Raw genomic sequence first — 21,787 nt, 5'->3', positions numbered from 1 at the left:
AATGGAAAAATTTAAAGAAATTTTTAGAAGTTTAAATTTAAATGATAATGATTTAACATTATATGGAAATAATGTTGCTAAAGTAAATACAACTAATTTTAATAATAAGAAACAAGGTAAGTTAATTTTAATGACTTCAATAAATCCTACACCTGCTGGTGAAGGTAAAACAACAACTGCAATTGGTTTAGCAGATGGACTTAATTTAATTAATAAAAAAGCTATACTAGCACTAAGAGAACCATCAATGGGTCCAGTTTTTGGAAGAAAAGGAACTGCCACAGGTGGTGGTGAAAGTGAAGTAGTTCCAGTTGATGATATTAATTTAAATTTTACAGGTGATATACATGCAATAACATCTGCTAACAATCTAATATCAGCAACCATTGATTCTGAGTTATATTGAAAATCAAGTTTAAACATTGATCCAACTAAGGTTATATGAAAAAGATGTGTTGATTTAAATGATAGAGCATTAAGAGATGTTGAAATTAAAATATCTAAAACTATTACAAGAAAAGAACAATTTACTATTACTGCTGCAAGTAATATTATGACTATTTTAAGTTTATCAACAAGTGTTGAGGATTTAAGATTAAGGCTAGAAAACTCATTGGTTGCATATACATTCGATAATAAGGAAGTTTTTATAAAAGACTTGAATATTGTTGGTTCTTTAATGGTAATCCTAAAAGATGCAATTAAACCTAATTTAGTAGTAACTAAATATAAAACACCAACCCTAATTCATTGTGGACCCTTTGCAAATATTGCAACAGGTACAAACTCAATAATTTCAACTAATCTAGGACTATCATTAGGAGAATATTGTATCGTTGAATCTGGTTTTGGTAGCGACCTAGGTTTTGAAAAATTTATGAATGTAATTAATTATTCTAATGATTTAATCCCAAGTTGTGTTGTTATGGTTGTAACAATAAGAGCATTATTATTACATGACGATTTTAATAACAACTTCAAACATTTAGACCAACATTTAAAACATGTTAAACTTTATAACCTTAACCTAGTTGTGGCTATAAACTTTATTAAAGGTGATGATGTAAATAACCTAAATAGTTTAAAAGAATGATTAACTAATAATAATTATGACTTTGAAATAAATGAAGCATATACAAAAGGTGCTGAAGGTGCAAAGAATTTAGCAATTTTAGTTGATAAATTATCAAATAAAAAAGCAGACTTTAAAAAACTTATAAATAATAATGATAGTTTAGAATTAAAAATTGAAAAAGTTATTAAAAACTTTTATTATTTAAATGAATTTAGTTTTTCAAATAAGGCATTAGACAAATTAAATGAAATTAATAATAGTGACTATAAGTATTATCCAATATGTATGGTTAAATCATTTGCATCAATTGATGGTAATGATTCTAATCAATCTAACTATAAAATGGAAATTAAGAATTTAGAAGTAAATACTGGAGCTAAATTTATTGTTGTATATACTAATCAAGTAATGAGTATGCCAGGTCTAAACAAAGAACCTAACTCAAAAGAAATAGACCTAATAAATAATGTTGTAGTTGGTTTAAAATAGTTTTATAATTTATTTAAATAAGGAGCAATATGTTTTTCAGATCTACTTTTGAAGTTAATTTTTATCTTAAAAGGTCAAATTGATTAAAATATTTTGATGAATACAACTTATCTAGAAAACCAAAGTTTTATATAAAAATGGTGGAAAAAAAGATAAAAGATAAAAAAGATTTTTTATATTTCAAACATTGAGTTTTATGAAGATGAATCAATAGAAATTTTAAAATATCTGAAAAGTTTATTAGTACATTAAAAAGAAATATAAAAAAGTTATCACTAGAATTAAATGCAAACGAAGAAAAGTTCATTAGTGATATTGAAGAACTTATTTTTACTTCTTGAAGACCAATTAAAGAATTTCCAGTTAAATTTGAATTAGATAAAAGAGAAAAAATATCGCTACTACAATCTAATATTACATTACACAAAATAAATGAAGATAATTCTATTAATGGAAACTTCTCATTTATAGGGGAGTTTGATTTTTACTTTTCAAACTTTAAAATATATCTAACTGATTCTTCACAAAATATTCAATCATTTATTTTATATGATGATATTGAAAAAGTAGAGATTAAATACTATGGAACATTATTATTTACAAAAAAAGAAAATTATCTTATAAGAGGTAAAAATAAAGTTTTAACATATGTAATATTGCAACGTTTAATACCTTCTTTAAATTTAGATATTACAAAAATTGATAATTTGTATGATTACTTCGATTTTAATAATATAATGAATAAGAAGTTTAATTAAAAGGAGGCTTTATGAAAAAAATTATAGTAAAAAATCAAGAAGAAGGCGGAAAGATTGCAGGAGATCTTTTATTAAGTTTCATTCAAGAAAATTCAAGTCCTATACTTGGCTTAGCAACTGGTAGTACACCAATAAGTACCTACAAGTATTTAATTAATAAAACAAAAGAAGAAAGCGTAGATTGATCTAATGTAATGACATTTAATCTTGATGAATATATTGGATTAGCACCTGAACATGAACAATCATACAGATATTTTATGAACGAAGAATTATTTGATCATATAAATATTGATAAAGATAAAACATTTGTTCCAGATGGATTAGTTAAATCTCAAGATGAAGCATCAAAATATGATGATTTAATTAGTTCTAAAGGTGGTATTGGTTTACAATTATTAGGTATTGGAATTAATGGACATATTGGTTTTAACGAACCAGGCACTAGTTTTGATTCAATAACTTCAATTGTAGATTTAACAAAAGAAACCATTGAAGCTAACTCAAGATTTTTTGATAACATAAGTGATGTACCTAAGAAAGCAATTTCAATGGGTCTTAAATCAATTATGAATGCAAAAAAAATTGTATTATTAGCATTTGGTTCACAAAAAGCAGAAGCAATTAAACATTTAATTAATGGTGAAGTTTCACCAGAATGGCCATGTACAATCCTACAAAAACATGATGATGTAACAATAATAATTGATGAAGAAGCAGCAAGTAAATTATAATTAATCAATTTTTTATTAAAATAAATTAAGTTAACTACACTTTAATCAGTGTAGTTTTTTTATTAATAATATATAAACCAACTAGTTTATGTTTTATATATTATTTAAATATATAGTGATAAAATGAATAAGTATAGCAGTTAGGAGCGAATCATATGAGAAAAAAAATTATTATTGGTAACTGAAAAATGTTTAAGTCAAACAAAGAAGCAGTTGAATTTATTACTGAAGTAGAATCTAAATTAAATTTAAATAGTGATACTGTGGCAGGGATAGCAGTACCTTTTACTATGTTAAGTGATGCTAGAAAAGCAGCAAAAAAATTAGTTATATCTGCACAAAATTGTTATTTTGAAAAAGAAGGTGCTTTTACAGGTGAAATATCAATTCCAATGTTAAAAAGTATTAATGTTGATTATGTTGTAATTGGTCACTCAGAAAGAAGAGATATATTTAAAGAAACTGATGAAATGATAAATGAAAAAAATAAAGCTTTATTAGCATCTGGATTAACACCAATATTATGTTGTGGTGAATCATTAGAAACTTATGAAGCAGGAAAAACTATTGAATGAGTAAAAAATCAAATTGTTAAAGCTTTCAAAGGTATATCAGAAGAAGATGCTAAAAAAGTAGTTATAGCATATGAACCAATATGAGCAATTGGAACAGGAAAAGTAGCTACACCTGAAATTGCACAAAATGTTTGTTCAGAGATAAGAAGTATAATAAAAGATATTTATAATGATAATGTTAGTCAAGCTATTTTAATTCAATATGGTGGAAGTGTAAAACCAGATAATATTTCAGACATCTTAAACCAAGATGACATTGATGGTGCACTAGTTGGTGGAGCTTCATTACAAGTTGAATCATTTTTAGGATTATTGAAATAAGGAGCTAAAATGAGTAATTACAAGATGGTTGTTTTAGATCTTGATGGTACAACATGTTTACCATTAGATAACATTGTAGAAAGTAATATAGAACCAATTAAGCAAGTAATTAAAAAAGGGGTTAGAGTAGTTTTTGCAACAGGCAGACCCATAAAAGCAAAGTTTAATAACCTTGAAAAATTTGAGTTTTCTGAATTACATTCAATTGGTATTGGATTTAACGGTGCTACTATATATGACTTATTAAACAAAAAAGAAATAGCAGCATTCCCTTTAGAAAAAGAAAAAGCTACAAAAGTTTTTAATTTATTAAAAAAACCTGAGTTTAAAGAATGTATTTTATGTGCATATACAGTTCAAGATGACATAACTTATGTAACAAAAAAAATCGAAGAATCAAAAGACTTGGAATTCGAATCAAAACTCTTTGAAAAACCCGCAACAATTTATGATGATAGTTATGAAATGTTTGATTGTTATAAGATTCTTGTATTTAATGCAAATGAAGAATTTAAACAAGAAGTTATTAATATTGGTCTTGAAATTGCATGATCAAAACAATCATTATCTGGTGAAATTACCCGAAAAGGTGTTAATAAGAAACTTGCAGTCGAGTATCTATCAAATATGTTCAAAGTAGATCCAATAAACATTTTAGCAATGGGCGATGGCGAAAATGACGTAGAAATGTTAAAATATGCAGGATTAAGTATTGCTCCAAAAAATGCATGTGATAATGCTAAAAGCAATGCAAAAGTTGTATCAGAATTTAAAGATGCTGACGGTGTTGTTGGTATTGAATTAAACAACTATATTTTAAAAGAAGACTAGAAAGAGGATATAATATGATAACAAAAAAACCAGTAGTATTAGCTATTTTAGATGGTTGAGGATTAGCACCAAACGATCCAGGTAATGCAGTTATTAAAGCTAATATGCAATTTGTTGAAAGTTTAAAGAAAGATTATCCATGAGTAGAAGCTCATGCTAGTGGTGAATGAGTAGGTTTACCAGAAGGACAAATGGGTAACTCAGAAGTTGGTCATATTCATTTAGGTGCAGGAAGAATAAAATATGAATCTTTATCATTGATTAACAAGGCTATAAAAGATAATGATTTTGAAAAAAATCAAGAAATACAAAATACAATAGAATTTGTTAAAAAAAATAATAGTGCTTTACATATTATGGGGTTATTTTCAGATGGTGGAGTACATTCACATATGAAACACATGTTTGCAGCATTTGAAGCAGCTGCAAAAGCTGGCTTAAAAGAGATTTATATTCATTTATTTACTGATGGAAGAGATACAAAACCTAAAGTGGCTATTAATTATTTAGATGAATTATATAGCTTATTTAAAAAATATGGAGTTGGTCAAGTAGGTTCAATATCAGGTAGATATTATTCAATGGACAGAGATAAAAGAATGGAAAGAACTGCTGAGGGTTATAAATCACTAGTAGACAGAAGTTTATCTGCTTCATTTACAGACCCTTATGCATATATAAATGAACAATATGAAGCCGGAAAAGATGATGAAGGAATTTTACCAGCTTATAATAGTAGTTGTCCAGATGGTTATGTAAAAGAAAATGATGCTGTAATTTTTACTAATTTCAGACCAGATAGAGCAATTCAAATGGCAAGTACTTTTACTAATAAAGATTATTTGGCTTGAAGTGATTCATCATTTAAAGATCTTACATATTTAGGAGATAAAATATACTTCTTATCAATGATGGAATATGCTGAAAGTGTCGGTTCAAAACACGTAGCATTTAAACCAATTGAAGTTATTAATGGACTTGGTGAATGATTAAGTTCAAAAGGCTATCAACAATTAAGAATCGCAGAAACTGAAAAAATAGCTCACGTTACTTTCTTTTTTGATGGTGGAAAAGATTACTTCAAAAATGGATTAGCTACTCCTGAAGAAGTAAAATTAAAAAATGCAAGCATTGATTTAATACCTTCACCAAAAGTAGCAACTTATGATTTAAAACCAGAAATGTCTGCTGTAGAAATAACTAATAAATTAGTTGAAAGAATTAAGGAAAATAAATATGATTTAATTGTTTTAAATTATGCTAATTGTGATATGGTTGGTCATACAGGTGATTTAGAAGCAACTATCAAAGGTGTAAAAACACTAGATGAACAATTAAAAAGATTATATGATGCAGCTAAACTTAATAACTACACATTAATAATCACTGCAGATCATGGTAATGCAGAAATCATGATTGACAAAGAAGGCGGACCAAATAAAAAACACACAAGTCAACCAGTACCAATTATAATAACTGATAAATCAATAAAATTAAGAAAAAAAGATGCAGCAATAGCTGATGTAGCACCCACTATTTGTGAAATATTAGGAGTTGAAAAACCTAAAGAAATGACTCAAAATTCATTAATTGAATGATAAAAAAACTCATAATAAACTGGGAAAAATAAATTCTACAGTTTTTAAATAATAGCGCTAGCTCTGGCTGGCGTTTTTCAATTTAAAACTTTTTGTATTTTTAGAATTATCTAGTTATATTAAATATAAAAAATAATGTATTTAATATTGAATTACATAATAAATAAGTTTATAATTTTATTAGTTGGTAAAACCAACACAGAAGGGAATTTAAATATGAAAAAACTATTAGGAATCTTAGCTGCAACAGGACTTGTAGCAACAACAGGAGCAACAGTTGTTTCTTGTGGAGATAAAAAAGCAGATGAATCAAGCGTAAAAGCATTAGGAGATATTAAAGGTACTGATTTAACTCTTGCACCATCAGCAAATGATGAAGCAGCTGCAAAAACTGCTGCTATAGCAAAAATTAAATCTAAATTAAGTGTTACAGTTGTTGAAAAAACAGATGTTACTTTTAGTGATTTTAAAGCAGCAGAATCTGCAGAAAAAGCAGGTTCAATTAAAGTAACTGCAGTTGAATCAAGTAAATTAGTAAGTGGAAATGTTACATTTACATTGACTTTTAAAGCAGCAGAAGCAAAAGTTGATTTATCAACAGTTATTACTGAAAAAGCATTAGGAGCAATAGATTTTAAAGGTGAAGGAATACCATTATCAGATGATATTTTGACAGCAGCAGTTGCTAAAAATAACAAATTAGACAAAACACAAGTTGAAGTAGACGGTATTACAGCAGAAGGTGCAAATATTAAAGCTAAATCAGATTCAACTAAATATAACGTAGGTACAGTAGCAGTTACATTTACTAAACAAGAAGCTGCAAAGCCAACTTTATCATTTAATGAAGGTCAAGAAAGTACATTGGAACTAACAAAAAGTGTATCTAGTAAAACAATTACAGTTAAAGTTGCGAATCCAGCTTCTGACCAAAAAATTACAGTTAAAAGTGGATCAGCAGATATAGTACTTGGAGAAGTAACTGGAAATGATGGAGCAGCATCATATACATTTACTGTAACAGCATCAAAAAATACTACTCAAGGTGTTGTTGTAACTATATCTTATAAAAATGCAGAAGATTTAACACTTACTGTAACAGCATCAGGTTTTGATTAATAAAAATTATAAATTATTATTAAATTATTAAAACCAATTAAAATGAAACAAACTCTTTAAATATTTAACTCAATATTTAAAAGTTAATAACTATTTATATAAAAACAAAAAAATCTACACTGAAATTAGGTGTAGATTTTTTACATTAAAAATAAAAAAAAATTAAAAATTAGTATGTTTTAACTCTATTTTTAATAAAAACAACAATGTAGTAAAAAACATATTAACAAATATTTAATAATCAGAGAAATTCAACTAATAAAACTCAAAAATCTAACAAGTAATTGACATCAGATAAAAGTCAAAGTTATGAATATTCTCAGAAATAAGTTAAATCTTTATTTGTATAGAACCTAAAGATACATAAAATTCAAAACCATAAATAAAAGATTAAGAAACTTATTATAAGTTTATTAGTTTGAAAAAAACTTAAAAAACTAGCTTAAAAAACTCTTGCAACTATTTAGTAATAAGATACCAGAATAGCATTTCCCTATTTGAATAGCATTAGTATTAATGGTTGTATATAAAATAGCGTAAACAACAAAAGATTATATCTATCGATTTATATTATTCTTTTATAAGTCCTAATAAAGTAATAAAAAATATTTAAAATGGAATTTAATATTGTTACAATAATAGAACTTAAACTTATAAGTTCTTCCGAATTATATAAAAAACTGAGATTTTTATACAAAATACATAGTTTATTATTTTATAGTTATAAAACAAAAAACTGAATAAATATTTAAATATTCATTATTTATCATTAATGATTAAAATACGTTTTAAATTTATCCAAAAGAGATTTTTAAACTAGTCACTAAATAAGTTTATTATTGTAGAAATAATAAACTGTTTTAAAATAATGTAGAAACAAGAGAATTCAGTTAATATTTAAATTCAATTTATTTAATAAATTACGGGTAAAGTCTAAATAAAAATAAGAATGAATATTGAAAGGTCATTGGGGGTAATTAACTTTCAATCCAATCATTTTAAAAAATAATTTCAGACAAAAAAACTATAAACAAAAAACGTAGAATTTATACCCTTATTAAAAAGATAGTTCGATATGAAATAAAATGATTAAATATAATTTAGTTCATTATCAGTTAAGTTTAATAAAGCTCAAAAAAATCTTGGTCAATAATCTAATGGTTCATGTGGTGATAATAAGTAAATTTATAATATTATTTGATAAAAATAAACCTGTTCTTTTAAGATTCAAAATTATAAAATAAATTAAAAAGATTATAATTGATAGTTTATTGAAATTAAAGTATTTTGAAAAATATAATCTTATTGTTTTAAAACTTAAAACGAATTTCTTGAAGTCTTATAGAAATTTTCATTATGACATCTATTTAAAAAAATTGAGTGTCTAAAAATATAAAAAATAATTCTCTAAATTAATGGTTTTAATTAATGAAAAAGTTACATAGAGTTTACGCTAATTTAGTTTTTAAGAAAAGAAATTACGATAGATTAGATAAAAAAGAGAATATAATTATAGTTTTAAATTACTAATTTTAAATCTTAAAGAATTGATCTATTAAATAACAATTTATTTATTTTAGTAATATTAGTATTTCCAAGACTTATTTTCATAATGAATGATTACTTGAATATTAATGTTATAAATTTAATACAAAATAATATATAATGTATTAAATAGTCATAATGAAATTATAAAATATTTTTTATATAAAGAGATTACAAAATATAATTTTATTCTATTTATGAAATAGTTCATACAGGATGTAAAACAAATTTTTATTACTATAAATTATAACTTCAACAAAGTTAAAAATATTTTGCAAAGTTTATGTATAATAGAGTTTTATTTTAAAAATAGAATATTTAGTAGAAGGAATCAAACTGATTTTACAAACCAAAAATAGTTGATAAACTTACAAAATAAATATATTATAAAAAAAAGGGTGAATAATCATTAAATATTTGGATATACAGCTTGAAAAACTAAAAAGTTTAATTAATCAATTTCGTAATAAGTTAAATAATTTTTTTAATAAAAATAAGGAAACTATTTCTAATTTGCCAGAAAATGTATTAAATAAAGAAGAATTTTCTTTAATTGCTGAAAGGTTTCACTCTGCAGAAAATCAAATTTTAAGACATTATATTGTTTTTAAAAGTATTTTTAATAAAGTTGATTCTTCAAATTATGAAGAATATCAGTCACTAATTTTTTATTCATTGACTTTAAATATAACAATCTTATTAGAGCTAAGCTTATTTTTTAGAGAATGTATTAAAACAGATCCAAACACTTTAATTGAGGTATTAAAATCTAATGACTTTAATAAAAACGGAAGTAGTTATTTCTTTTATAAAGAGATAGATAAATTAAGAGAATTCTCAAAAGAACGACTATACTTTTTTGAAAGTTTAAAGATTTTAAGAAACGCTATTGAACATCCTTTAAATTTGAAAATTGAAAAAAAGTCAAAAGCAATTCAGTTTTTAGATTCAAGTAATTCAAAAAATATAACTATGTTAAATAGTATTATTTTGGCTACACAACCAATAAAAAATGATGGCATAACATACGAAAATATAAATCTTATTACTGAAATTGATATTATTGATATGTTCGCAAATATTTTTGGGTATATTATTTATGAAGTTTTTGATTAATTATAATGGTACATAATTAATTTGATTTAATATAAATGTCTCTTAAATAAATTGTTTATGTTTACTTAAATGTGCATTAAGAACTTATGGTACAGAAACTATTAGAAAAATGGTTAATTAAAATATATTTCTAATTATTACTCAGTTTGTTAAGAAATATGTAAAGTAAATACTTCAATAAACTAAGTTAAAGAAAGAAGAAGGACAAACAATTAGATGTGTAATAATTTTTTTAAAAGTTGATATTTATAATAGACTCATATTAAAGTATTTTTAAAATAAGTTTATTAAATAACAAAGAGATAAAAAAATTTCTATAATTAAAATTTATTGAAATAAATTATACACGCTTAAATATGTATAGGAGGAAATATAAATTAACATTACTTAAAATTTATCTTTTCTAATTATTCTTATTTTTAAAAAAAGTAAATTTTTTTAAAAATTTCATTCAGTATATTAAATATTTAACGTTTTAACAAAAGCGATAAGTAATTAATTTAATAAAAGGATAAAATAATATTTACTGAATTTGTATACAAAATATAAAACGCAACTTTGTTTAAACAGTATTAATTGTTTATACAAATAATTAAAAGTAAAAACTATTTGTTAAATAATTAATCGTTAAAAAGTTTAAATAAAAAAATTTAATCATGCGTTTATAGATGCCTCTAATAACTTTATATATGAATAATTTTTAAAAGGTTTAAATATAATAATACAAAAATGTTTATATTATTAATACACTCAATTGTTTTGTAACAAATTACAAAAAATTTTTATTATTATTCATAAAACCAATAAACTTTATTTTATAAATAAAGTTTTATATCCGAAATGTAATTTAAAAAATATACACCATAACTTAAGAATAAAAGGTTAATTTTCTTGATTAGGTTAGTTCATAATAATAACTTTTTGTATCTTATATCCTTGACTTAGTCAAGGATATAATTACAATTTACAAACGGATATTAGCCAAAAAGGTGAGTTTTATTATTTTTGAAAAGGAATAAAACTCAATTTACTTACAGGTATTAAAAAAATTAAAAAGTTTATTTTATATTTAATTCATAATAAATTACACAATACTCAATTTTTAAAGTAGATAATCTAGTAAAAATATTAAATATTATGTATTAATGATTAGAAAAGGTGACACATCAGTTAATAAAAGAAAGCTAAAAAATTTTTAGTTGTTTAAAAGGAAAACAATCAAAACACGTTAGTAATTAAAAAATTAGACTAATAAATATAAAGATTATATTTAGTATAATAATATAATGTTATTTAAGTGTATTATATTTAAAATAATTTATTTGTTCGCTTATTAAAAAAAAGTTTGTATAATGTTACTAAACCTGCCTAACGAAGGTCTACTAATAAATTTGTTTATTAACAGTTTATTACTAATAAATATCTTAGTAGTTAAAATATAAAGGAGTATTTATGAAAAAATTATTAATTACAATAAACTCTATTAACATTTTAGTTTATCCTTGTTTATATTTGAATGGATGTAGATATAACTTAAATCAAAAAGATGATACCTATGACATTTCAGATATAAATTTCAAATCAATTTATTTAGTTGCTGGAGATAGTTGAAAAGATGTAGAAGATTCAATAAATCATTCATTTCATAATTATAGTGATTATAAAACTAGATTTAACGAAGACTGATATATTGATAATTTTGATTCATTAGTTAATAAAGATGGATTTCTTAAAGGTGGAGTTACATTTAAAATCGAAATTATAAAAGATAATATACCATTTTATGGAATAAGTGATGAAATGTATGTTGATTATTATGAATTGAAACCACAAAATTTAGGAGATAATTATTTTTTTTATGCAGGAAGTAACATTGAATATTATTTAGAAGGAATAACATTTTCTTTAGCACCCATAAGAATCGTATATAATAATTATTTAGATGTTCTTGAAACAGATCTTACAATTAAATATGATGAAAACAATATCGAAGATGGTGGAGTTATAGCTAACACTATTTTTGATGTTAGTTTAAAAGACAAACCAATTTACTTAAAAGGAAGCATTAAAACAAAATTTAGTACCAAATTAGAGGATATTGGTACAAGATATTATTTTCCAAAGTATAAGGACTTAGCACATTACTTTAGCAAGTTTCCAACAAATGAAACTGAAATAATTAAATTTATTAATAATAAAATAAGTAATAATAATATTTATTATAAATATAAAAAAGATTACGATGTATTCTTCGAATATGAAACTTTTGAAGGTGCTAAATTTTCATTAGAAAGTATCACAATATCTGCATTAGAAAGTTCAAAATTTTTAACTGGTTCTTACACAATTAAACGTAGTTAAGTATAACTATAATTAATAAAACATCTTTTTAATTTAATTCAATAAAAAAATACATAAAGCAATGATTATAGATTATAGAGAGCTATAATACTCAAACATAAACCAATTTTTTATCATAAATATTAAAACATTAAACATTAACAAAAATTAGAATAAACAACCTTAAAGAGACCATATTAGTGATACTTTAAATACTAATATATTCAAAAGAAAGGTTGTTTTTTATGCCAAAAATAATAGATAAAAAGATAAAATTAATAGCTATTAAAAAATTTTTAAGTGGTGAAAAACCGAAGTTAATAAAAGAAGATTTAAATTTAAAAAGTGGCGTTGCTCAGATATATCAATGAGTAAAAAGATATAATATTAATGAATTAGAAAGCGAATTAGATTATTCGCCTTGTGAGGTTAATATTTATATGCAGAAAGATATAGAAAATAAATTACTTAAAAAAGAAAATCAAAAACTCGAAAAAGAGATTAAAAACTTAAAAAAAGAAAGATTGAAAGATAGGGCTAAAATAGAATTTTTGGAAAAGCGCATGCCTTCTTGCATGAATTTATCGAAAGAACAGATGAAGATACAGACAAGTAAGAAGGTTTGAAAAAATGATGCCTATAATATTATTTTTTATGATAACTCAGTTGAGCTAAGTTTAAAGGATAAATGTAAAGCACTTTTTGTGAATTACTAAAATTATGCTAAGTGAAAAATAAAATATCATGATATTTTATCAAGAGGTAAAACAACTAAGTTAAAGCGAAAGTATAATAAACGTGCAATTGAATTAATTAATAAGTTCACTAAATTAAATGGTGCTTCAGGCGCTCGCAATGTAAGTTCTTGAATTACGGACAATCATACAGTTAACATTAGTTATAAAATAGTAAACGAGTTAAGAAATAATAATCTTGTAAAATTGCCAAAAATTAAGAGAGTTGCAAAAAAATATACTAGTCAAAGGGGCAATGTTGTCCCAGACCTTATTAAAAAAGATTTTAAATCACAATATAATTTTCATAAAATTGGTTTAGATGGTTCTTATTTAGATCTTATAATAAATGGGAAAAAAACAAAAATATTAGGAGAATTTGCATACAATTGATACAATCGAGATATGATTGCTTACAATTTTGATTTCAGTGAGAATTCGCAAGTAGTAAGTAAAACAATTATGGATATTATTAATGTAGTAAGTAATTATAAAGTTGATTATTCAATTATCCAAATGGATAGAGGTACAGCAAACACTTCTAATATGGTTAAAAACATAATTGAATGTTACCCAAATTTTGTTTTATCAATGTCAGAAGCTGGTTTTAAACATAATGCTCCAACAGAAGCATTAAATGGGTGATTTAAGGAATGTTTTTTTGCAGAATATGGAAATACCTTTGTTAGTATCCAAGAATTTTTAAATAAATTTGATGAATTTATTATTAAAAGAAACTCTTTACAAACTTACATATACAACAAAAAAAGAAACCAAATAATATAAAATTTTTAGGTCTCTTTAAGGTTGTTTATTCTACTTTAATAACATTTTTTTCATATATAGTGAAAAAGTTTAATTTTAATATAAATGGGGTGATATCATTTTAAAAACGCCAAAAATAATTTATAAATAATTAAATAAAATAAATATATAAAAAAATGTACAACAATCATGAGATGCTTAGAATAATTACTAAAAATAAGTTGAAAATAATTTAGTTCTTAAAAAAGACAAAAATATATTTATTTATGTATCATATATTCAACTGTTTTAAGAAATATTTATTATCTTTTGCAATTATAAATCAGAATTTAAGAAATGAATTCATATTATATGCATAAATTAATAACTGTTAACTAAAAATAAGAGGCATATTTTTTTAATAAAATCTTTAAATTAATTAATGTATTCGCTAAATATATTTAAAAATCAATTTAAAAAATACTTTCAACCTTTTACTTTAATTAAAATATTCATAAATACTTTATTTTTTTAAAATAGTACTATAATAAGTTTATAATGAATATATATTTGAATAGGATGTGAGAGATAAATGAAAAAATTTTTATTACCATTATTATCATTACCAATATCAAGTTCTACTATTGGATTTGCTATTTCCTGCAATAGTACAAATAAAGTAAATTTATCAACCTTGGAATATACCGATATTGGAGATATTTATGGTGTTGAAGAATTACCAACAATTAAAACTATAATAAAAAAATATTTTGAAAATATTAATAAATCATTATTTTCATTATTAGATGTAAAATTTGTTGGAGAACCTTCAAAAGTTCAGGCTACAATTGAGGCTTCTGATGATTCAAATTTAGTCTATGGAACTGTAACATTTAACTATAACTACACTGTCAAAAAACCATACTTTACAGAAAGTGTTCATAGACAAGAAATAGAAGTAGGAAAAAAAAGCTCTTTCGCAGTAAAAGTAGGGAATGGAGATGACATAACTTCTATTGATTGTGAAATAAATGATGAAAGAGACAAAAAGACCATAAAAATAAACTCTATTGAAAAAATGGAATATGATAATAATATTTTTTTAGTAAGATATGAAGCCATCGGTTACTTGGCAAAAAATAAAGACTCTGAGAAATTTAATTATATTTCAAATATTTTAGTTAAATATAAAAATGCTGAAATGAATGTAGAAATTAATTGTATGAGAATAAACCTAGGCAATGTTGAATATGCAGGTGCTTTAAATGCAACTTGAGAAGAATCAGAGGAAAATAATCCAGAAACTTTATCAAAAGTTTTAGTTCAATGAAACATTAAAAATCCAGATGTATTTTTAACTGAAAATGATGTGGAACTTTATAATGATTATAGTAATAACAAAACAATTCATATTTTAAAGTCTACTTATAATTTAAACTCTAAATATATGGGTGATGTTTTAGTTAGATTTAATTATCCAAATGATAAATAGAATCTAGATATTTATAAACTTCAAAAAAGTTATTTTATTATACATATATAAAAACTTATAACGTATTTGTTGATTTATAAATTAAATAAATTTAGAATGTTTTGTAAATTAGATAGTAAATAAAACATTAAAAGCAAGCATAGTAAGCCAGTATTTAAATACTGGTTTTTTGTAATACAAATAATTATGACAAAATAAATTTTTAAGAAGAAAGATTTAAAAAGTGCAAAATTTGGGAAAGTATATAAAAGATTTTAATATTGAAACTATACACAATTAATAAAAATTTTATAAAATAAATATAAGTTTGTTATTCTTTTATTACTAAAATAATTCAAAAAATATAATTTTCTATGAAAAAAGTTTTAATAATAGCTGGTAAATAAATATTATAAAGGTTATTTATTCTTGCACTACATTAATATATAAAAAATTTCGAAAGTGATCAAAAATAAAAGATAATAATATTTTCAACAGAAATTTAAAATATTAGTGTTCAGAAGTTTATTATTTTATATGCTAAATACTGGTTGGGAACTAATATATTAATTATTTTAGTTTTTATAAAAAAAACTTATTCTATATTAAATCTAGTCTGCCATTTTAAAATCCTATCTTATTATAAAGATACAAGATAATGGAATAAATATTAATAAATCTATAAATTCATGTAACTCAGTTGAAAATTTTAAGATAATTGCTAATAATTTAAATCAACCACTCTTTAAATAAAATTGCAATTTGATAAATAAAATTGATAAAACTTTTAAAAATTTAATAGCAAAAATAAAACTATGCAGACCTTCATCAAAATACTGGCTTTTATTAGTAAGGAAATATTACCAAAGATCTTTAAAAAAATAAATGTATATTAATAAGAGTAAGAATTTAATAAACTTTATGTTAAATATAAACTTTAAAAATAATCCAGTTATCAAAAGTTTGGATAAATGAGTAAAAGAAAAACCTTTTAGATCTAATGTATTTAAATTTGGTGATATACATAACTAATACAATATTTTAAAAAACTTATTTAGATTTTAGCAAATCAAATCATTTATTTTCTTATGTATAATCAAAATAATTCACTATTTAATTAAATAATTTATATAGTTATGTTTGACAATACTTTTATTTGATATAATAATTATTATAAATAAATTTTATTTATTTTAAATTAAGTATTAAAAACTAAAAATAACTTTTATTAACAGAATTTATTAGAATAATTTTAAAAAAAATTTTCACATTATGATGCCAAATTGCGTATATCTTTTATATTTAAAAAATTAAAATTTAGTTAAATCATGGAGTAGTATTTATTTTTTAATATAAGTTATATTTGTATTGGTATATAAATATTATGTTATAAGTTTATAAACACATAAGGAGAATGTATGAAAAAATTATTAAGCATTTTTGCAACAACAAGTTTGTTAGCATCAACAGGGTCACTAGTTATTTAATGTGGCAATAAAGAAGAAGTTAAGAATATGACACTAGTTGATGGAAAAACATATGCAGATGTTGTTGGTTATTTAACAGATGCAAAAAAAACACGAATTTTAAAAAATGATAGTGATATAAGTTTAAAAAACGAAAAACCTTTAGAAGTTTCAGAAAATAAAATAAGTGTTGATTACGATGACTTAGACACAAAAAAGTTTGATATGGAGGAAGTATTTAAAGTTGGTAAATTAACAAGTTCATGAGTTGAACCAAGTAATGATGATTCAGAAAATTATTTAGGTTCATTAAGAAAGTACTTTAATGAAATAAAGGATTTAAACCCAAAACTAAACTCACAAGAAGGTGATGTTTTAAATATAACTGCTTATTATTTTACTGTTAAAGGTGCAAAAGATAGTTCAAGTTTTGATTTAAGAGTTATATCTGTTGATCTTAGTTTTAATAATAAAGAAAAGAAACATGTTAAAACACCTGTAGTTAAAAATGAGTATATTAAAGAAATTAAATTATCATAATAAAGTAGATTATATAAATATAAAAAAAACAATTATGTTTAATTCAACATAATTGTTTTTTTATCATCCTTTATTAAGCAACTTTTTATTTTTTAATTTTTTATCAATATTTACAATTGCGGTTAATGCTTCATAAACACACGATACTAGATTTCTGATTTTACCATCATAATCACAACAATCACCAGCTGCATAAATTCCTTGCAAGGATGCTTCCATTTTTTGATTTACTATTATACGGTCCAAGTTTCCTTTAATTAATTCTAAGCCATCATAAGCTAAATGTTTAATTTTTGAACCAAAGTAAACAACTAGTTTATCAACTTCTATTTCTTTATTTATCTTTTCATCATTTACATTTTTAACTTTGAATTTAGTTATATTATTGTTATTTTCATTAATAACTTCATCAAATATAAAAGGAGTTAGAATTTCTATATTTTTATTGATTGTGTTTTTTATATCACCTTGAAGAGTTCTAAATTCATCTCTACGATGTATTAATTTAACCGAGTTAGCTACTTCTGATAATATGTTTGCATTATCAATTGCAGAATCACCACCACCAAATACAACTACATTAATGTTTTTAAAATCATTTAAATTTTCAATTTTATAATAAATATTTTTATAGTTTTTTTCTAAAAGAGTTATTGGAGTATATGTTCCCATTCCATCAGTAAATAAAATTGTTTTATATGTAAAAGTTTGGTCATTTGAAAATGTAACTTTAAACATATTTTGATTATTATCATTTAATACAATAATATCTTTGATAAATGTATTAAAATGTTCATTAAAAGATTCTATTGTATGATCAATTGAATCATACATTTCTTTTACTGCATCTTTACCTTTGATTGATTTAATAGCAGGTAAATTATATATATCTTTATCAGGATACATTAAAGTAACTTGACCACCATAAGTATTATTAATGTCAATAATATCACCAGTTAAGTTAAAGTTATTTGCTATTTTTCACGCATACAAACCAGTTGGACCACAACCAACAATTAATAAATCTTTAACCATATTACCTCACATTTTAGTAAAATCATTATATCATATATATATGTTTGAAAAAAAATATACTACTAATTTAAATAATATGAAATGTGTTATTAACGACCTAACACAATATTTTAAAGAAAATATTGTTTTTTTATTATGTGGAGAAATGGGTTCAGGTAAAACTACATTCGTAAAGAACTTTTTATATGAGTTAGGAGTAAAAGAATTAGTTACTTCACCAACATTTACAATTATGAATCAATATGAGTTAAATGGGTTTAAAATTAATCATTTAGATGCATATAGATTAACTACAAACGATGATGCTGAACCATTTTTAGAAGAAATGATAAATAGTTTTAATTTAGTGGAATGACCAGAAAACTTAAATATAGATTTTAAAGAATATTTTAAAGTTATAAAAATCAATATACTAATAATAGATAATGATAGTAGAATGTATATAATAGAAGAAGGTTAAAATGAATTTATTTATTGATACAACAAATAATAAACTATTATTAATTTTAGAAAATAATGATAATGTTATAGATTATTTAGTATTAGATAATCAAAATAGAATTAGTGACATATTAATTGAAACTATTGATAGTTTTTTAGTAAAAAATAAAATAGATATTAGCTTAATTGAAAGTTTCTACATTACTATAGGACCAGGAAGTTATACTGGAGTTAGACTTGGTGTAACATTTACAAAAACCATAAAAACATTTAATAATAACATAAACGTATATATGATATCTTCATTAGCATTTCAAGCTGGATTTGGAAAAAGCTTAAGTATAATTGATGCAAAGGGTAATAAATATTACGTTGGAGTTTATGATAAAGCAAAAAATATAATAGTAGATCAATTATTAACAAGTGAAGTTCTAGAAGAATTTAAAAAATCATTTAAAGATTATGACATAATAAAAGATTATGAAAATATTGATTATGTTAAAAATTATATAAACCTTAAACCCTTTTTTAAATTAGCAAATTCAATAGATGAAGTTAATCCTTTATATATAAAACATTATATTTAGACTATTTATTACTAAATAATAAAATACTTTATATTTTTAAAAGTCTTAAAAAACTAATTAATATTTGCTATAATCTCTTTGTATGGATTGATACTCAAGTTGGTGAAGAGGGCACCCTGCTAAGGTGTTAGGTCGGGCAACCGGCGCGAGAGTTCGAGTCTCTCTCAATCCGCCATTTAAGAAATATTAGGCAAACTTATTATAGTTTGCTTTTTTTTGTTAAAATATATTTTGTATAAATAGGTGGTAATTATGGCTAAAAATAAAGAAAAAATAACTAAAGTGGATTTATCAGAAAGTAAACCAAAAAAAGGTTTATTTAAAAAAATTTTTGCTTCTAAATCTGAACAAAAAAAGATATTACAAATAATTAAAAACAAAAATATAGATAATTTATTCTTTTATACAGATGTAAATAATCTTTTAATTATTTTAGAAAACGGTATCCAATTAGTTAAAGAAAAAATAGTTGGCAATAATGAAGAGTATATAGTTTGAACATATTTAGAACATAAAGAATCTATTGGTTTAGAATTTGAAACATCAACTAGAGCCCATTTTTGAAAATGAGCAACTAACTCTAATGTTGATGTTGAAAGAATCTCTGTAATAGGAATTAATCCTTATAAACTTGCAGATTTATCTAAAAATGATTGAGCGTATGATAGTACTAAGAAAATAATTTATGTTTATGAAACAATACCAGTAGAAGCTATTGAATATATAATGATAAAAGATAAATCTAACTTAAAAAGAATACAAACATTCGTTGATGCAAATGATATTGATATTGATGTATTTTATGGTGAATCTGGCAATATAGATAAAAAGGAAAAAAAATAATGGCTCAAAAATTAGAAAAAATTACTTCTAGAGATACAGATTTTGCAAAATGATATACGGATGTTGTAAAAAATGCAAAACTTATGGAATATGGTCAAGTAAAAGGAACAATGATACTAAAACCAAATGGATATGCAATATGAGAAATGATGCAATCAATACTTGACAAAAACTTCAAAGATAAGGGAGTTAAAAATGTTTATTTCCCACTTTTAATTCCAGAATCACTATTCATGAAAGAAAAAAAACATATTGAAGGTTTTGCGCCTGAACTTGCAACTATTACTATGGTTGGAAATAAGGAGTTATCAGAAAAACTTTTCATTAGACCAACAAGTGAAGTTTTAATTGCAGACTTTTTATCTAATGAAATCAAATCTTACAGAGATTTACCAATTAAATATAATCAATGAGTAAATGTTCTAAGATGAGAAAAAACTACTAGACCATTCCTTAGAAGTAGTGAATTTTTATGGCAGGAAGGTCACACTTTTCATTCATCAAGTGAAGAAGCACGAAATATGACTCTTGATATATTAGAGGTATACAAATCTTTTGTTGAAGATATTTTATTAGTACCAGTTTTAAGTGGTTTGAAAACAGATCATGAAAAGTTTGCTGGAGCTAAAGAAACATATACAATAGAATCTATTATGTATGATGGTCAAGCTTTACAAAGTGGAACAAGTCATTTTTTTGATAATGAATTTGCAAAAGCCTTTAACATTAAATTTCAAAATAAGGAACAAAAAGAAGAATATGCATATTCATCGAGCTGAGGTGTATCTACTAGATTAATTGGTGCATTGATAATGACTCACGGTGATGATAATGGTATGATACTTCCAAGTAAAATAGCTCCAATACAAATTTCAATAATACCAGTTAACAACTCTGAATCAATTATTCAACAATCAGAAAGTATATTTAATGAACTTAATGATAAATACAGAATAGAAATTGATTTTTCGGATAAAACTTTTGGATATAAAATGTCTGAATCAGAAATTCAAGGCATTCCATTACGTATAGAAGTCGGACCAAGAGATATTGCTGACGGTAATGTTGTTTTGTCTGATAGAATAAGCAACAATAAAATAAAAATAAAATTAACTGATTTAGTTAATGAAGTTGATAAGTTTTTTAAAGATTATGATATCCAACTTAAAAATAGGGCTATTAAAAATTTAGAAACTAAATTATTTTCAGCTACTACTCTTGAAGAGTATGATTCTATAATTAAAAATACTCCTGGATTTGTATTGGTTCCTTTTTGTGGAGAGGTTAGTTGTGAAGATGAAGTTAAACTAAAAACATCTACTGTTTCAAGATGTATAAAAGACTTTAATGTTCAAACCAATACAAAATGCTTTAATTGTAATTCAAACGCTAAAATGAATACATACTTTGCTAGGTCTTATTAAT

19 protein-coding genes and 1 tRNA gene are annotated in these 21,787 nt (G+C 23.3%); 19 read left to right on the top strand and 1 reads right to left on the bottom strand.

Going from position 1 to position 21,787, the window contains the following annotated elements:
* Nucleotide 1: 1 nt before the first annotated feature.
* The 14 genes from STURON_RS05015 (at nucleotide 2) to STURON_RS04955 (ending at nucleotide 17,456) form a co-directional block, all read left to right on the top strand.
* Nucleotides 2-1,564: a formate--tetrahydrofolate ligase gene (locus tag STURON_RS05015; protein ID WP_075048778.1), complete on the top strand. Its 1,563-nt coding sequence runs from the start codon at nucleotides 2-4 to the stop codon at nucleotides 1,562-1,564.
* Nucleotides 1,565-1,593: 29 nt separating this feature from the next.
* On the top strand, nucleotides 1,594-2,322 hold the full coding sequence (locus STURON_RS05010; RefSeq protein ID WP_075048777.1) for a hypothetical protein: 729 nt from the start codon (nucleotides 1,594-1,596) through the stop codon (nucleotides 2,320-2,322).
* A gap of 11 nt (nucleotides 2,323-2,333) precedes the next feature.
* Complete coding sequence (nagB, locus tag STURON_RS05005) at nucleotides 2,334-3,056, top strand: glucosamine-6-phosphate deaminase (RefSeq protein WP_075048776.1); 723 nt, start codon at nucleotides 2,334-2,336, stop codon at nucleotides 3,054-3,056.
* A 155-nt stretch (nucleotides 3,057-3,211) separates the two neighbouring features.
* A complete protein-coding gene (gene tpiA, locus STURON_RS05000) occupies nucleotides 3,212-3,952 on the top strand; it encodes a triose-phosphate isomerase (protein ID WP_075048775.1) in 741 nt (246 codons plus the stop codon).
* A 9-nt stretch (nucleotides 3,953-3,961) separates the two neighbouring features.
* Nucleotides 3,962-4,783 carry a Cof-type HAD-IIB family hydrolase gene (locus tag STURON_RS04995; RefSeq protein ID WP_075048774.1) on the top strand — a complete coding sequence of 274 codons (822 nt, stop codon included), beginning with the start codon at nucleotides 3,962-3,964 and terminating at the stop codon, nucleotides 4,781-4,783.
* Between the two features lie 14 nt (nucleotides 4,784-4,797).
* Nucleotides 4,798-6,384 carry a 2,3-bisphosphoglycerate-independent phosphoglycerate mutase gene (gpmI, locus tag STURON_RS04990; RefSeq protein ID WP_075048773.1) on the top strand — a complete coding sequence of 529 codons (1,587 nt, stop codon included), beginning with the start codon at nucleotides 4,798-4,800 and terminating at the stop codon, nucleotides 6,382-6,384.
* A gap of 213 nt (nucleotides 6,385-6,597) precedes the next feature.
* Nucleotides 6,598-7,500, top strand: coding sequence for a lipoprotein (locus STURON_RS04985; protein WP_075048772.1), 903 nt, complete (start codon nucleotides 6,598-6,600; stop codon nucleotides 7,498-7,500).
* A gap of 1,962 nt (nucleotides 7,501-9,462) precedes the next feature.
* Nucleotides 9,463-10,161, top strand: coding sequence for a hypothetical protein (locus tag STURON_RS04980; protein ID WP_075048771.1), 699 nt, complete (start codon nucleotides 9,463-9,465; stop codon nucleotides 10,159-10,161).
* 1,452 nt (nucleotides 10,162-11,613) lie between these two features.
* Nucleotides 11,614-12,522: a hypothetical protein gene (locus STURON_RS04975; RefSeq protein ID WP_075048770.1), complete on the top strand. Its 909-nt coding sequence runs from the start codon at nucleotides 11,614-11,616 to the stop codon at nucleotides 12,520-12,522.
* A gap of 224 nt (nucleotides 12,523-12,746) precedes the next feature.
* Complete coding sequence (locus tag STURON_RS04970; protein ID WP_075048769.1) at nucleotides 12,747-13,217, top strand: hypothetical protein; 471 nt, start codon at nucleotides 12,747-12,749, stop codon at nucleotides 13,215-13,217.
* Between the two features lie 225 nt (nucleotides 13,218-13,442).
* The gene (locus tag STURON_RS04965) at nucleotides 13,443-14,021 is read left to right on the top strand and encodes a hypothetical protein (RefSeq protein WP_075048768.1); all 579 of its coding nucleotides are present in this window, start codon (nucleotides 13,443-13,445) and stop codon (nucleotides 14,019-14,021) included.
* 550 nt (nucleotides 14,022-14,571) lie between these two features.
* Nucleotides 14,572-15,471 carry a hypothetical protein gene (locus tag STURON_RS04960; RefSeq protein ID WP_075048767.1) on the top strand — a complete coding sequence of 300 codons (900 nt, stop codon included), beginning with the start codon at nucleotides 14,572-14,574 and terminating at the stop codon, nucleotides 15,469-15,471.
* A gap of 1,397 nt (nucleotides 15,472-16,868) precedes the next feature.
* The gene (locus tag STURON_RS06020) at nucleotides 16,869-16,937 is read left to right on the top strand and encodes a lipoprotein (RefSeq protein ID WP_158500528.1); all 69 of its coding nucleotides are present in this window, start codon (nucleotides 16,869-16,871) and stop codon (nucleotides 16,935-16,937) included.
* A 27-nt stretch (nucleotides 16,938-16,964) separates the two neighbouring features.
* Complete coding sequence (locus STURON_RS04955; protein ID WP_075048766.1) at nucleotides 16,965-17,456, top strand: hypothetical protein; 492 nt, start codon at nucleotides 16,965-16,967, stop codon at nucleotides 17,454-17,456.
* A 60-nt stretch (nucleotides 17,457-17,516) separates the two neighbouring features.
* Here STURON_RS04955 and STURON_RS04950 read toward each other — a convergent pair whose 3' ends face one another.
* Nucleotides 17,517-18,491, bottom strand: a complete 975-nt coding sequence (locus tag STURON_RS04950; protein ID WP_075048765.1) for an NAD(P)/FAD-dependent oxidoreductase — start codon at nucleotides 18,489-18,491, stop codon at nucleotides 17,517-17,519.
* Nucleotides 18,492-18,567: 76 nt separating this feature from the next.
* On the opposite strand from STURON_RS04950, the gene tsaE reads away from it, so the two are divergent.
* From tsaE to proS, 5 genes are all read left to right on the top strand, one after another.
* Nucleotides 18,568-18,951 (top strand): tRNA (adenosine(37)-N6)-threonylcarbamoyltransferase complex ATPase subunit type 1 TsaE, encoded by a 384-nt coding sequence (gene tsaE / locus STURON_RS04945; protein ID WP_075048928.1) that lies wholly within the window; start codon nucleotides 18,568-18,570, stop codon nucleotides 18,949-18,951.
* 1 nt (nucleotide 18,952) lies between these two features.
* Nucleotides 18,953-19,519 carry a tRNA (adenosine(37)-N6)-threonylcarbamoyltransferase complex dimerization subunit type 1 TsaB gene (tsaB, locus tag STURON_RS04940; protein ID WP_075048764.1) on the top strand — a complete coding sequence of 189 codons (567 nt, stop codon included), beginning with the start codon at nucleotides 18,953-18,955 and terminating at the stop codon, nucleotides 19,517-19,519.
* An 84-nt stretch (nucleotides 19,520-19,603) separates the two neighbouring features.
* A tRNA-Ser gene (locus STURON_RS04935) sits at nucleotides 19,604-19,694 on the top strand.
* Between the two features lie 77 nt (nucleotides 19,695-19,771).
* Nucleotides 19,772-20,362, top strand: coding sequence for a hypothetical protein (locus STURON_RS04930; RefSeq protein WP_075048763.1), 591 nt, complete (start codon nucleotides 19,772-19,774; stop codon nucleotides 20,360-20,362).
* A complete protein-coding gene (gene proS / locus STURON_RS04925) occupies nucleotides 20,362-21,786 on the top strand; it encodes a proline--tRNA ligase (RefSeq protein WP_075048762.1) in 1,425 nt (474 codons plus the stop codon). The genes STURON_RS04930 and proS overlap by 1 nt, the downstream gene beginning before the upstream one ends.
* Nucleotide 21,787 lies beyond the last annotated feature (1 nt).

It is taken from the genome of Spiroplasma turonicum (assembly GCF_001262715.1).
GTDB classification, from domain to species: Bacteria; Bacillota_I; Bacilli_A; order Mycoplasmatales; family Mycoplasmataceae; genus Spiroplasma_A; species Spiroplasma_A turonicum.
This window is presented reverse-complemented; position numbering and strand designations above follow the sequence as displayed.